Raw genomic sequence first — 15550 nt, 5'->3', positions numbered from 1 at the left:
ATTGACCATTACGGATATTCCAATTGGTAAGTATGAATTGGAAGAAGTGAAAGCACCAGATGGTTACGATGTATCAAAAGAAAAACTATCATTTGAAGTAACAGCAGGAAATGCGGCAACGTTACAAACCTTCAACTTCAAAAATACTGAATCAGAAAAGCCACTAGGTAAAGTGAAGATTACCAAAATTGATAGTGTGACTGCCAGCAAGAAACTAGCAGGAGCAACGTTCAAGATTACCGACACTGATAAAAACATTGTATGGTTGGCTGAAAGTAAACCAACAGCAGCAAATGGTGAGTTAACGATCACAGATATTCCAATTGGTAAGTATGAACTGGAAGAAGTAAAAGCACCAGATGGTTACGATGTATCCAAAGAAAAATTATCATTTGAAGTAACAGCCGGGAATGCGGCAACATTACAAACCTTCAACTTCAAGAATACTGAAACAGAAAAGCCGAAAGGTAAAGTTAGCATCCTGAAATACGATCTAGCGGACAGCACGAAGAAATCAATTGCTGGAGCGAAGTTCACGTTATATGAAGAAGATGGCAAAACAGAAGTGGAGACTAAGACAAGTGAAGACGGTAAATTATTAGTCTTCGATAAACTCCCATTAGGTAAATATGTCTTAAAAGAAACAGAAGCGCCAGCAGGATACGAAAAAGCAGACTATACCAAAGATATTGAGATCACAGAAAATGATTTAGAACTAACGATCGAAGTATCGAATAAGAAACCAGAAACTAAAGTAGGTAAAGTGAGTATCCTGAAATACGATCTAGCGGACAGCACGAAGAAATCAATCGCTGGAGCGAAGTTCACGTTATATGAAGAAGATGGCAAAACAGAAGTAGCGACTAAGACAAGTGAAGACGGTAAATTATTAGTCTTTGATAAACTCCCATTAGGCAAATATGTCTTAAAAGAAACAGAAGCACCAGCAGGATATGAAAAAGCAGACTACACCAAAGATATTGAGATCACAGAAAATGATTTAGAATTAACGATTGAAGTATCAAACAAGAAACCAGAAGCGAAAGTCGGCAAAGTTACTATTAAGAAAACAGAAAAAGGCGACGAAGATAGAGCATTAATCAAGGATGCGGAATTTACGTTAACTGATTCTGAAGGCAATGAAGTAGCGAAGAAAAAGACAGTTGCCGGACAAGAGCTAGTTTTCGATAACTTGGCATTGGGCGAATATACGTTAGAAGAAACATCAGCGCCAGCCGGTTATGAAAAACCAGACTTCAAGCAAACATTTGAAGTAAAAGAAAGCGCATTAAGTTTCACTTATGATGTAGAAAACGTGAAATCAGAAGCACCAAAAGGAAAAGTTACGATCAAGAAAACAGAAAAAGGCGACGAAGATAAAGCATTAATCAAGGATGCGGAATTTACGTTAACGGATTCTGAAGGTAATGAAGTAGCGAAGAAAAAGACAGTTGCCGGACAAGAATTAGTCTTCGATAACTTGGCATTAGGCGAATATACCTTAGAAGAAACATCCGCGCCAGCCGGTTATGAAAAACCCGACTTCAAAGAAACATTTGAAGTAAAAGCAGGTGCGTTGAGTTTCACATATGATATAGAAAATGTGAAGTCAGAAACGCCAAAAGGGAAAGTTACGATTAAGAAGACAGAAAAAGGCGACGAAGATAGAGCATTAATCAAGGATGCGGAATTTACGTTAACGGATTCTGAAGGCAATGAAGTAGCGAAGAAAAAGACAGTAGCCGAACAGGAATTAGTTTTCGATAACTTGGAACTAGGTGAATACACGCTAGAAGAAACATCCGCGCCAGCCGGTTATGAGAAACCCGACTTCAAGAAAACATTTGAAGTAAAAGCAGGTGCGTTGAGTTTCACATATGACGTAGAAAATGTGAAATCAGAAACACCAAAAGGGAAAGTGACGATTAAGAAACATAAGGAAGGCGATGAAGAGAATAAATTAATCGCAGATGCGGAATTCACGCTAACGGATTCTGAAGGCAATGAAGTAGCAAAAGAAAAGACAGTAGCTGGACAAGAGCTAGTCTTCGATAACTTGGCATTGGGTGAATATACATTAGAAGAAACGTCCGCGCCAGCCGGTTATGAAAAACCAGACTTCAAAGAAACCTTTGAAGTAAAAGCCAACGACTTGAGCTTTGAGTACACGGTTTACAATGTGGAAACACCAAAACGTGAAGTCGGCAAAGTCACCATCAAGAAACACAAGTTAGGCGATGAAGATGAGAAGTTGATCGCGGATGCGGAATTCACGCTAACCGATTCTGATGGTAATGAAGTTGCGAAGAAAACAACCAAAGAAGGCGAAGAACTAGTCTTTGACAACTTGAGCTACGGCGAATACACGCTAGAAGAAACGTCCGCGCCAACCGGTTATGAGAAACCAGACTTTAAAGAAACCTTTGAAGTAAAAGCTGGCGACTTGAACTTTGAGTACACGGTCTATAACAAAGAGATTCCAGACATTCCAGAAATCTCTACGACTGCTAAAGATAAGGAAACTGGTACGAATGAAGGGTATGCGGATGAAAAAGTAACCATCGTTGACAAAGTGGAATATAAGAATTTGGAAGTTGGTAAGACGTATACGGTTAAAGGAACATTGATGGATCAAGGAACAGGCGAAGCCTTCTTAACCAAAGACGGCAACGAAGTTCATGCGGAAAAAGATTTTGAAGCGAAAACGAAGGATGGTTTTGTTGAATTGGAATTCGTCATCACCAATGGCGATTTGAAAGGCAAAACAGTTGTCGTATTTGAAGATCTTTATGACGGAGAGAAAAAAGTAGCGACTCACAGTGAGATCGACGATGAAAATCAAAGTGTTGATTATCCAAAAGTTGGTACAAAAGCATCTGAAAGTACCGTTGGCGATAAGATTGTTGTCAAAGACATCGTGTCTTATGAAAAACTGACTGTTGGCAAAGAGTACACAGTTGAAGGCAAACTGATGGATAAAGAAACGGGTAAAGCCTTTAAAGTAGACGGTGTAGCGGTGACAACAGTGGCTAAGTTTACACCAGAAACAGAAAACGGTACAACGGAAGTTACGTTTGAGTTTGATAAGGCAGCGATCGAAGGCAAAGAAATCAGCTTAGTTGTCTTTGAAAAAGTCTTGAATGCAGATGGTAAAGTCATCGGAACTCATGAAGACTTGGAAGACAAAGATCAAACGGTAGAGTTTAAACCAGATACTCCAGAAATTTCTACCACTGCAAAAGACAGTGAAACAGGCGAACACGAAGGAAATGCAGCAGAAAAAGTAACCGTAATCGATACAGTAGATTACAAGAACTTGATCATTGGCAACAAATACACGGTCAAAGGTGTGTTGATGGACAAAGCAACGAACCAACCATTCTTGACTCGTGATGGACAAGAAGTGCATGCTGAAAAAGAATTCACAGCGGAAAAATCAAATGGTTCGGTTGATCTAGAATTCGTGATCACGAAAGGTGACTTAGCTGGTAAAACCGTCGTCGTCTTTGAAACCTTGTATCATGAGGAGCGTGAAGTAGCTGCTCATACGGATATTGAAGATAAGAACCAAAGTGTTGATTATCCGAAGGTTGGTACAAAAGCTTCAGAAAGCACCGTTGGCGATAAGATCGTTGTTAAAGACATCGTATCTTATGAAAAACTAACTGTTGGCAAAGAATATACCGTTGAAGGTAAATTGATGGATAAAGCGACTGGAAAAGCCTTCGAAGTAGATGGCACAGCAGTTACTGGCAAAGCAACCTTCACACCAGAAGCAGAAAACGGGACAACCGAAGTCACGTTTGAGTTTGACAAAGCAGCCATTGAAGGTAAAGAAATCAGCTTAGTCGTCTTTGAAAAAGTCTTGAATGCGGATGGCAAAGTCATTGGAACTCACGAAGACTTGGAAGACAAAGACCAAACAGTCGAATTCAAACCAGATACCCCAGAAATCGCGACAAGTGCGAAGGATGGCGAAACGGGTACGAATGAAGGCTATGCGGATGAAAAAGTGACGATCATTGATAAAGTGACCTACAAAAACTTGACCATCGGTAAAACCTACACAGTCAAAGGTGTCTTAATGGACAAACAAACAGGTAAAGCGTTTGTGACCAAAGACGGCAAAGAAGTTCATGCCGAAAAAGAATTCAAAGCAGACAAATCAAATGGGTCTGTTGAACTGGAATTCGTCGTGACAAATGGCGACCTGGCAGGCAAGACTGTGGTCGTCTTTGAAACAATGTATCATGAAGAGGTAGAAGTCGCAGCGCATACGGATATTGAAGACAAGGATCAAAGTGTTGACTATCCAAAAGTCGGTACGAAAGCATCTGAAAGTACCGTTGGCGATAAGATCATCGTTAAAGACATCGTGTCTTACGAAAAATTAACCGCTGGTAAAGAATACACGGTTGAAGGCAAGCTGATGGATAAAGAAACGGGCAAAGCCTTTGAAGTAGACGGTGTACCTGTTACAACCGTGACGAAGTTCACACCAGAAGCAGAAAACGGCACAACCGAAGTGACCTTTGAGTTTGATAAAAAAGCGATCGAAGGCAAAGAAATTAGTTTAGTTGTTTTTGAAAAAGTCTTGAATGCGGATGGCAAAGTCATCGGAACCCATGAAGACTTAGAAGATCCAGATCAAACGGTAGAATTCGGACCAGATACACCAGAGATCGCTACGACTGCCAAAGACAGTGAAACAGGCGATCACGAAGGCTATGCGGATGAACAAGTAAGTATCATTGATACAGTTGAGTACAAGAACTTGACCATCGGCAAAACCTACACAGTCAAAGGGGTATTGATGGATAAAGGCAGCAACCAACCATTCATCACCCGCGACGGTAATGAAGTCCATGCGGAAAAAGAATTTGTAGCAGAAACAACCAATGGCTCTGTTGATTTGGAGTTTGTCATTACAAACGGCGACTTAGCAGGCAAGACGGTAGTTGTCTTCGAAAATCTGTTCCGTGAGGACAAACAAGTTGCCAGCCATACAGATATTAATGACAAAGACCAAAGTGTGGATTATCCGAAGGTTGGAACAAAGGCTTCTGAAAGCACGGTGAGCGACAAGATCATCGTCAAAGACATCGTGTCTTATGAAAAACTAACCGTAGGAAATGCCTATACGGTCAAGGGAACATTGATGGATAAGGCGACAGGCAAGGCGTTTGAAGTGGATGGCAAAGCGGTCACTGCTGAAACAACCTTCACACCAGAAAAAGCTGCTGGTACGACGGAAGTCACCTTTGAATTTGACAAGAAAGCTGTCGAAGGCAAAGACATCGCTTTAGTCGTCTTTGAAAAAGTATACAATGTGAAGGGTCAATTGATCGGAAGTCACGAAGACCTAGAAGACAAGGATCAAACGGTCTCATTCACACCGGATACTCCAGAAATCGCAACGAAAGCCAAAGACAAAGGAACTGCCAGCAATGAAGGTCAAGCGAAGAAAGAAGTCACCATCATTGACGAAGTTTCTTACAAGAACTTAATCGTTGGTAAAGAGTACACAGTCAAAGGTGTCTTGATGGACAAAGCAACCAATAAACCATTATTGGCAAACGGCAAAGAAGTTCACGCAGAGAAAACCTTCACTGCGAAGAAACCGAATGGCACGATTGACCTAGAATTTACCTTCGATGGCAGTGCGTTAGCAGGTACGACAGTTGTTGTCTTTGAAACCTTGTATACAGACAACAAAGAAGTCGCGACACATACGGATATCAATGACAAGGATCAAACAGTCACTTATCCAAAAGTGGGTACGAAAGCATCGGATAGTCTAGTCAATGACAATGTAGTCATCAAGGACATGGTGTCCTATGAAAACTTAGTAGTCGGCAACAAATACACAGTCAAAGGTGTACTGATGGATAAATCAACTGGCTTGGCTTATCTAGTCGACGGCAAGAAAGTATTAGGTGAAACGACCTTTGTGGCGGCACAGACTAGCGGCACAGTTGAAGTGACCTTTGAATTTGCGAAGAGCGCCTTGACGAAGAAAGAAACATTAGTCGTCTTTGAACAATTATTCAATAGTAAAGGTTACTTGATCGCAACCCATGAAGACATCAACGACAAGGATCAAACCGTTGAAGTCGGTGACGATACACCAGGAAAACCTGGTCTGCCAAGTACCGGTACTGGAGGAAAAACACGTACGTATGATTACAGTACGTCAACCTCAAGAGGCTCGTTACCGAAAACAGGGACACAAAACAATCCATTGTTCCTTGTTCTGGGAGTAATAATCATTGGCACAGTGTTGACCATGTATCTTGTATACACAAGAAGAGCGAAAAGAAATCATTAGGAAGTGAACGATCCACCAAGCCCCTTTCAGGTGGCTTGGTGGATTGTTTGGTATCTGAGAGAAACGGGGTGGAAAAAGTGTTAGTAATTGTGAAACCGGGTGGATTGAAACGATCGGTGCGGAAGGCTCTGAAAGAAGGTGCGTATAGCGAGGATGAAGTGTATCTGATTTATCATGAGATCTTAGACAGTTACCGTAGCCAATGCAAAGGATTTCGTCTGGCGTGTCTGGTGGTACTGGGAGTATTCGTGGTTCTTGTGGCTCTGTCCCTTCAGAAAATACTGGATAATCGTCTGCTGCTGGGCTTTTTTGCAGGCACTATTCTAGTGGTCTTTATATTACTAGCGTTCGTGAAAGGACTCTACATTGACCGCAGCAAACGTCAATTTCTTAATGCGGTTAAGAAAGGCTACCCACAATTAAATAATTTTCTATTTTAAAGGAGCGTTCAAATGAAAAAAACACGATTAGCATTGTTGGCGATACCATTATTGTTATTGACTGGTTGTACCCAGAACGGACAGACGGTAGAGGAGCCAAAGGAATCCACTGAAATCTCTTCGACAAAGGCAAGCGAGGAAGAAAGTTCAGAGGACAGTATGGAAGAAAGTACAGAAGAAAGCACCACGGCAAGTTCAACGGACAGTACGGAAGAAACGGCCGAAAGCTCTGAGACGAAAAGCAATTCTTCAACGGTGTCTTGGGAAGAGGTCGAAAAAGATTTAGAGGAAAAAACAAATACGAGTTCCTTGGAGCTGCTGCATGAGCACGATAAGCCGTTGATCTACAACGAAAACGACGTGGAGGTAAAAGTTGACGGTTATCGCTATTACCAAATCAAGAACTTTACCCGCAACCTGCGGATTCCCTTTGGTGATCAGAATGCGGAAGGAGGAGTGATCCTCTTGGCGGTCACTCTTAAAAATGACACCGATGCAGCAGTTTATTATGGCAATGGCTTTTCCTTTTCCATCACCGGCTCACGCGCTAGTCTGATGCGGACGAAAAATATTCTGACGGATGATATGGAGAGTGATCTGATCCAAAATGATAATGAAATCGGTGCTGGCGAAGAGTTGACGGGCTTTATCCCCTTTGCGGTAGAACCGGCTGAGATGGAGAAGCTTTCTGAGAACAACGAGGCAATCTTAGAAGTGCCGGGAATCTTCACGAAGAAGGGCAGCTTCAAATCTGACGATGCTTTGTTCCTCGGTACGAAAGAAACCGTTCCCTTTGATGCGAAGGGCGAAGCAAAATCAATAGCCGCTTCTTTCCTTTATAAAGACAAGGCCACCGTAGAGAACATGGGAACAAAACGACTATTAGTTGATGAAGAAGTCAATGAATCGAAGGAATTTGAAGGCGTAAAAGTCACGCTGGACGGCTATCAAATTGCCGAGTTTGAACCGAATAAAGAGCAAGCGGTACGATTTAATCGGTACGAAACAGGGATTGTCCTACTGACGGCAAAGGTCACCGTTCAGAACAACGGAAAGGAAGCCCTGCAATTTAACGATACCTCCGGCAGTCTGAAAATCGGCAACAAAGGCAGCATTATCAGCCAAAGTGCCTTAGAAGTCAGAGACGAAAACAGCGAGCTGCCGATTGGTGAGACCAATACTAAATATATTGTTGTTCCGATCGACAAGGAATCCTATGAAAAGCTGTATAAGGATCAAGAATTTGTGCTGAATGTCAATATTCATGACGAGAGCCACTCACGAATGAATGCCACTGGCGATTTGGAATTTCGCTTTCAGAATTAAGTAAGAAGGGAGAAACAAATGAAAAGAAAAAAACTATGGGTTGTGGCGGCGTTGGTCATGCTGCTGAGCGGGTCTTTTTTACCTATGTTCAATGTTGGTGCTCAGGAAGTAGAGAGTCCAGCTGTAGAGACGACCGCAACTAGCAGCAGCGAACAGCTTTTGGAGTCTGAGGTTCAGCCGCCTGAACAGGAGATGGAGCCTTCGCAGCCAAGTGAAGAGGAAGCACCAGCAGAGCAAACGGAAGCACAGCCACAAGCAAACGCTCCCCCGCAAGTGATTGAAGAAAGTCAGCCAGCTGAGGGACAAGCTGCCGCCGACGTAGAGGCAGAGACAGCTACCGAAACTGTCGCGGTTCAAGCCGCTGAAGTAACTGGGCGATTAGTAGTTAAGCTTTTTGCTGAAGGAAACAACCAGTTGCAATTAGGCAGCGGGGTCTTTCACTTGATTGAAGAAAGCGGTAAATATAACGGCCTGGCTTGGACAGATTTGAATAAGGATACCGTTTATACCGATCTTCCATCTGGAAAGTACACCCTTGAGCAGGTCGGTGCGCCGATTGGCTATCTGTTATCTGGATTTAAAACGACATTTGAAATAAAAGAAGGAGCAACCTATTTCGAATATACAGTCACGAATAAACGTGACACAAATCCCTTACCGATGGGGGAGATCCATGTGATCAGTGTCGATAAAGATGATCCAAGCAAACGACTGGCGGGGGCTTGTTATGATCTTATTAATCGTGCGACTGGCGAAGTTTTTCTAGCTAAAACCGAGCCTACCGACGCTAATGGAGAATTAGTAATTAAAAATGTTCCAGCCGGTAACTACACTATCTGTAAAAAAGGCTCTCCTGAAGGGTATTCGGGTCCAACGGTTCAGATATCCTTTTCGCTGACGGAAAAAAATATCGCGGAAAAAGATTTCCCAGAATTTACTTTTACCTATACCAAGCGTACGGATAAAGGATGGATGACGATTGAATGTTTCGGTGAAGAGAATGAGTACATCGGCGGGGCGGAATTTACTTTGTATGATGCGAATGGAAATGAGCTGGCTCGTAAATTAACCGACCAGAATGTATCCCATCTGATGTTTGACGAGATAGAGCCGGGGCACCGCTATACGATTAAACAAACAAAGGCACCAGCCGGTTACGAAGAATCAACGGAGGAGAAGCCGCTGTTTGAAGAGACCTTCGATCTTACGTATCAAAATTTGAGTAGGCAGTTCAAAGTCTATAATAAGAAACTGCCGGCTAAAGCTGATGGAAAGCTTACGATCAAAACGTATGAGGGAGGCAATGAGACCAAGTCTATCGGAGATGCGGAGTTTACGCTGTATGATGCTGATGGGAATGTTGTTGCGACACAAGTAACAAAAGTCGGTCAGGACTTAGTCTTTGCGGAATTGAGTAAGGGAACCTATCGCATAAAAGAAACAAAGGCGCCGGCCGGCTATCATCAATCGACCTTCGAAGAAGAATTTGAGATTACCCAAGCTAATAAAGCGGTTGAATACAAAGTCTTTAATAAGAAAATACCAGCCCCCGCTGGTAAATTATGCGTTCAGCTGTATACCGAAGGCGATGAAAAAGAAACTATTGGCGGTGCGGAGTTTACATTATATAACGGAAAAGGTGAAACTGTAGCCTGTAAGACCACAATTGCAGGTGAAGAGTTGATCTTTGAAAACTTAGATACTGGCATATACTTTTTACGGGAAACGAAAATGCCAGAAGGATATGAAGAACAATTTATCCAAAAAAACGTTGATATCAAGACATCTACCTCAGTGAAAACCATCAAAATCACGAATAAGAAATTGTCTACGCCGAAGAACGTCGTCATTACAGGAAAAGCGCGGGACAAGAGTACCGGCGGAAACGAAGGGTATTCCCAAAAGGCGAGCACCATCATTGAAGAAGTACGCTATCAGAACTTGGAGGTTGGCAAAGAATACACCATCAAGACCGTGTTGATGGACCCAATGACCAATCAACCAATCCTTGTTAATGGCAAGGAAGTTCGAGTGGAAAAGGGATTTACCGCCAAAAAACCTAATGGCACGATTGATGTAGACATCAGCTTTGATGGTAGTAGTCTGGCTGGTAAATCGGTCGTCGTAGTTGAAAGCTTGTATCAAGCAGGTAAAGAAGTAGCGAATGATTCGACTATCGCCGCCCCGGAACAAACCATCACTTATCCAGTGATTGCTACCAAAGCAGCAGGGCAACTGATGGGAGAGAACGTACAGATCAAAGACACGATTACTTACAACAATCTGGTTGTTGGGCAGAAATATACGGTGAAAGGTCAGCTGATGGATCAAGTGACAGGCTTGCCTTATCAAGTCAATGGTAAAAAAGTCGTGGGTGAAGCGAGCTTCACCGCTGAAAAAATGAATGGAACCGTAGTAGTAACCTTTGAATTCGCTAAAAGCGCATTGACGAAAGCTACCACCTATGTTGTTTTTGAGCAATTGTTCAATGGTAAAGGTAGTTTGGTGGCCGATCATCAAGATTTAACCGATGTGAATCAAATGGTCAAATTGGACGGAACCACACCAGTGGGTAAGCCCGTAAGCACACCAACGGACACTCCAAAAGAGACACCAGTTCCAGCTCCGGCAGAACCAGAATCCGTTCAAACGAGTGATTCGACTGTTATTGGAAAGGTGAGCTGGCGCTATTCATGGTATCGAGGAACAAAAAAATCAGTTAAGCCAGTTAAAACAGCCTCAGCTAAGCAGGTCAAAACGTTACCTAAAACGGGCAGTCATCAGAATACACTTTGGATTCTGGGAGGGTTCTTATTGATTGCCTGTGGTGTGGTGATTGCTAGTCGCAGAATCAAATTAACCAAATAGATAGACCGAAAAAGCATCAAATGAGAGATGAGGAATGATGATGAAATATACTAAATGGCTTAGTATCTTAGCTATTGGCGCCATATTTGGATCAACAGCGTTATCGTCGTATCAAGTGTTTGCGGAAGAAAATGATCAGTCTAGCGCAATTTTTTCGGAAACGCAAGCGACTACAGACTCCAGCGTAACCAGCATGGATTCAACAAGTACAGAAAGTTCTGATTCGCCAGCGGTGGCCTACAAGCTAGTGACGGCTGAGGGAAAAGAACTGATTAACAATACCCTAACAGATGCGAATGGAAACAAAGTGACGTTCCAACTTTCCGCGAACAACAAGGTGTGCTATACAGTGACGTTGGCTAAAGAATTTACTTTGAAGGAAGTCAAATTTGTAAATGCAACGACGAAGGCAGCGATTCTGGTCAGTCCAGCGATCAGCGGACAATTTTCGATGCCGGAATCAGATGTCGCAGTCGCATTCACAGTGACCAATACCAATAAGCCCGTTGAAAAACCAACGGATAGCAATGAGAGCAGGCCGCAAACAAGCGAGAGCAGCAGTTCGACCAATCAAACGAGTCAAAGCAGTGAGACTGTCTCAAGCAGCACCAGCAGTCAAACGCAGGAACCCCCCAAAACCACTCAGACTAGTGAGGCGCAAAGTAGTGAGCGGAAAGAAATACCGACATCTTCTTCTACCGCAGCAACGCCCGCTGAACGTACCGAAGCATCAGCGAGCCAACCGCAATATGGTCCGCGTGAACCGGTAGACAACGCTGCAGCACCCGAGGCTGATGTGAGAATTCCATCGAACCAAGCGGTGCCCACCTTCAGTAATGAGGTACAAACAGCGATCGTGCAGGAGGCGTATCGTCATCTAGGCAAACCCTATGTTTGGGGTGCGAAGGGACCAAATGCGTTTGACTGTTCTGGCTTAGCGTATGCTGTGTATAGCAATGCGACGGGGCACTATATTGGTGGCTGGACAGGGGATCAGCAGTATGCCGGCACGCAGATTCCAGTGAGTGAAGCTCAGCCGGGCGATTTGCTTTTCTGGGGAGCGCCGACGAGTGTTACGACTCACGTGGCGATCTATATCGGAAATGGTCAATACATCCACGCGCCGCAGCCGGGAGACGTGGTGAAGATCGGCAGTATCAGTAGCTTTGCGCCAACCTTTGCGGTTCGGGTGAATCTCGCAGGCCTGCCGCAAGCCACTAATTCGTTAGCCAACGCTTATGGCGAGTACAGCACTGACCAACCGTTTATTTTTAATAAAAATCAAACGACGGATCAATTTATTGAGAAAATCGGCAAAGTATCTCGTGAAATTGGACAAAAGAATGGGATCTACTCTTCGGTGATGATCGCCCAAGCCATCTTAGAAAGCGGCTCTGGTAATAGTGCCCTAGCTAGCGAACCGAACTACAATTTATTCGGCATCAAAGGAACGTTCAACGATCAAGGGGTGACCTTCCAAACGCTAGAGCAGGATAAGGTCGGTGCAAGCTTCCAGATTACTTCCGAGTTTAGAAAATATCCTTCCTATAAAGAGTCTTTAGAGGATTATGCGAAATTGCTCAAAAAAGGAATCACAGGAAACGCAGCGTTCTATAAAGGAGCATGGAAGGATCAGGCAAAGACCTACGAAGAAGCAACGGAGTATCTGCAAGGACGCTATGCCACGGATAAACAATATGCAGAAAAATTAAATGCCATCATCGAAGCCTATGACTTAACCGAGTTTGATCAGGCAGAGATTGACCAAAGTGAAGGACCAGTGATTGATGCAGGGAAATCAACGTTTACCGAGTATGATCGTTTGCAGAAAAAGCTGATTCTTAGTGTCATGAAAACACAACAAATTCCACAGGTGATGACTGTCACACAATTTATTAGCCTATTCAAAGGAGAAAGTCTGATTGCTCTGGCGACGACAGCAACATCAACAAGCAACGGAGTGTCTAGTGTATTTTCGACAGCCGCTTCGAGTTACCTCGCGCTAGGGACTCGACTGATACCAATGCGCTCAGTAACAGAATAATGAAGGAAAACGAGACAAAAGTCTTCCGGTGGTAGATAAAATCAACAGACTGGAATTCTTCGTCCGTGTAGGTGTCAGCTAGTAAGAAGCTTATTATAGAGCGAAAGAACTTCTGTTGTTATGCCGTCTCACTTGGAAAAACAAAGTTCAGCAAAATCAAAAAAACAGGTGTACGATATCTCTTAGTAGAAATGTACAAACCTGTTTTTTTTTGAATGAAAGCCCTAATCCTTAAGTAAGAGCTGAGGTTCTTTTTTTGCAATGTAACTTTCTAGTGTTGTTCGATCAACAAGGGCTGTAGTAATACCATCTCGTGAGACAAGGAAACCTGCTGCATAAATAGCAATTTGGATCGCTTTTTCCAAACAGTAGTCACGTAACAAATATGCTGACAATGCACTAATAAATGCGTCGCTTGCTCCAGTGCTATCAACAGAGGAGAAGTTGGCAGCGGAGAAATATTTTCCTTGCTTAGAATTCTTAAGAAAACAGCCATTTTTACCTAAAGTAACAATAACATTTCCGACACCTTTGGAGATCAAAAAATTAGCCTTTTCTTCAATTGTTTCGTAATCCGAGCATAATGAAGTTAATTCTTCTTCATTAGGAATGAGGTAATCTACTTTAGACAAAAGAGAATCAGGAATTTTTTTTGAAGCAGAAGGTTTCAATATTGTTTTAACGTCACTTTTTGTAGCTAATGTACAAGTCATTTCTACTGCGTCAATCGGAATCTCAGTTTGTACGAGACAATATTTCACATTAGAGAATAGCTCATGTTTATTTTTGATAAATGTAGGCGATAGTTCTGCATTCGCTCCGGGTAAAATTGAGATCATTGAATCACCACTAGATTCTACAGAAATATAAGCCTGACCTGTTTCTGTATCATTTGAGCGTATGATGCCCTCAGTATCAACACTATTTTTCTTGAGCTCTTGAAACATTGTATTTGAGTCACTATCTGTTCCTATACAGCCAATCAAACGAACTTGATGTCCAAGTTTTGCTGTTCCAATTGCTTGGTTTAGTCCTTTTCCACCTGGACGTTTGCTTAGATTAGATAGAAAATTTGTTGCACCGTTATGAGGGAGCTTTGAAGAATAGAGATAAGTATCCATATTTATACTTCCAACTACAAGAATCTTTTGGTGGTCATTTTCTGCTGGAACTCCAATTGAGTTTGTATTGTCCAGAACCATTTTTTCATAAAATGGTTCTGGATCTTCCGCATTGGCAATCAAGTTAATGAGTGCTTGACATATATGAGCACCAAAATTTGTCTGGTTGATAGTGATAGTAGAAAGAGAATTTTGATAATTTTTAAATTCTATATCTGTATCATTACGAATAGAAAGTAATGAATAATCGTTAGGTGCTTTAAGACCACTTTGCATGGTCAAATTGTAAAGCTCAATTGATTTATAGAAATCAGCAGATACGAAACCAGAAATTTGTTTTTCAATAATAAAATCATTGATAGAAAAATCTAATGTATTGATGATCATCGAATCATTGAATTTCAAATTGTATTTAAAAAGAGCTTTTTTATAACCATTGATGAATTGTTCTTTACTTTTATCATCTCGGATAATACAAGCGATTCTTTTGTGTTTTTTTTCGATCAATTGTTTTGTTAGAAAATAGGAAATATTTTCATATGGAAGCCAATAGGATGTCTCATCTTTCCACTCTCCTAATAACACACATGGGATATTCGATGTTTCAATATGTTTTAAGTTCATTAAACTGTCTTCATTTATCGGATCCCAAATTATTCCGTCCACTTGTTTTGTACATAAGGAGGTAATATTTCTAAGTTCTTGTTTTTGATCTCCAAGACTATTAAGAATTATCGGACTATATCCAGTTTGCTGTGCATACTCAATCATTCCGTTTAAGGCATTATCAACGTTTTTATCTGAGTTAATCAATATACCAATCGAACCAGTAGTTGTTGTGGAGTTAATAGTAGATGAATAGGGGGTGTAATTGTATTCATGAACTATTTTTAAAACCCTTTCACGAGTTTCGTTACTAATACTGGAGTCCTTTTTATTTACGATTTTTGACACCGTAGATACAGATACTCCAGCCAATTTTGCAATATCTCTTATATTCATACAGTTCTCCTTTATCCTCGTTATCTTCCTTCTCATCATACTCAACCAATTCAAAAAGGGTCAAGCGTGTTTGGCTAAAAAGAAAAAAATATTTTGACTACTCGAAAAATTGTATTGACAAACCTTTTGCGTGATGATAAATTCTAATCAAGGAAAACGTTTTCCGAAAATGTTTTCTTAAATTAATTTTATCACATTTTAAAAAGGGGAACTACAATGAAAAAACATTTTCAAGCATTTCTCCATAAAAATTTTTCAACAAAGGTACTTGTATTAATACCAATTGCTGTTGGAATCAACTTGATTGGTGGCACACTTTGTTCAGCGTTAAAGTTACCACTATTTCTAGATATGATTGGTACCGTTTTAGTAGCTTGTTTGGCTGGTCCTTGGGTAGCAGCACTTTGCGGCTTAATTACTA

6 protein-coding genes and 1 pseudogene are annotated in these 15550 nt (G+C 41.7%); 6 read left to right on the top strand and 1 reads right to left on the bottom strand.

Going from position 1 to position 15550, the window contains the following annotated elements:
* Position 1 precedes the first annotated feature (1 nt).
* From AC4J95_RS19990 to AC4J95_RS19970, 5 genes are all read left to right on the top strand, one after another.
* Positions 2–6328 (top strand): VaFE repeat-containing surface-anchored protein, encoded by a 6327-nt coding sequence (locus AC4J95_RS19990; protein WP_494551372.1) that lies wholly within the window; start codon positions 2–4, stop codon positions 6326–6328.
* Positions 6329–6396: 68 nt separating this feature from the next.
* On the top strand, positions 6397–6768 hold the full coding sequence (locus AC4J95_RS19985; protein WP_494551371.1) for a hypothetical protein: 372 nt from the start codon (positions 6397–6399) through the stop codon (positions 6766–6768).
* Positions 6769–6780: 12 nt separating this feature from the next.
* Positions 6781–8094 carry a DUF5068 domain-containing protein gene (locus tag AC4J95_RS19980; RefSeq protein WP_494551370.1) on the top strand — a complete coding sequence of 438 codons (1314 nt, stop codon included), beginning with the start codon at positions 6781–6783 and terminating at the stop codon, positions 8092–8094.
* A gap of 18 nt (positions 8095–8112) precedes the next feature.
* Entirely contained in the window at positions 8113–10962 is a 2850-nt protein-coding gene (locus AC4J95_RS19975) for a VaFE repeat-containing surface-anchored protein (protein ID WP_494551369.1), read from the top strand.
* A gap of 40 nt (positions 10963–11002) precedes the next feature.
* Complete coding sequence (locus tag AC4J95_RS19970) at positions 11003–13006, top strand: C40 family peptidase (protein ID WP_494551368.1); 2004 nt, start codon at positions 11003–11005, stop codon at positions 13004–13006.
* A gap of 224 nt (positions 13007–13230) precedes the next feature.
* Here the strand turns inward: AC4J95_RS19970 and AC4J95_RS19965 are convergent, their stop codons facing one another.
* Entirely contained in the window at positions 13231–15129 is a 1899-nt protein-coding gene (locus tag AC4J95_RS19965; protein ID WP_494551367.1) for a PfkB family carbohydrate kinase, read from the bottom strand.
* A 216-nt stretch (positions 15130–15345) separates the two neighbouring features.
* Here AC4J95_RS19965 and AC4J95_RS19960 point away from each other — a divergent pair.
* Positions 15346–15550: pseudogene (locus AC4J95_RS19960) on the top strand (ECF transporter S component); the annotation flags it as partial.

The sequence above is a fragment of the Enterococcus sp. GPZ-007 genome (assembly GCF_059374735.1).
This window is presented reverse-complemented; position numbering and strand designations above follow the sequence as displayed.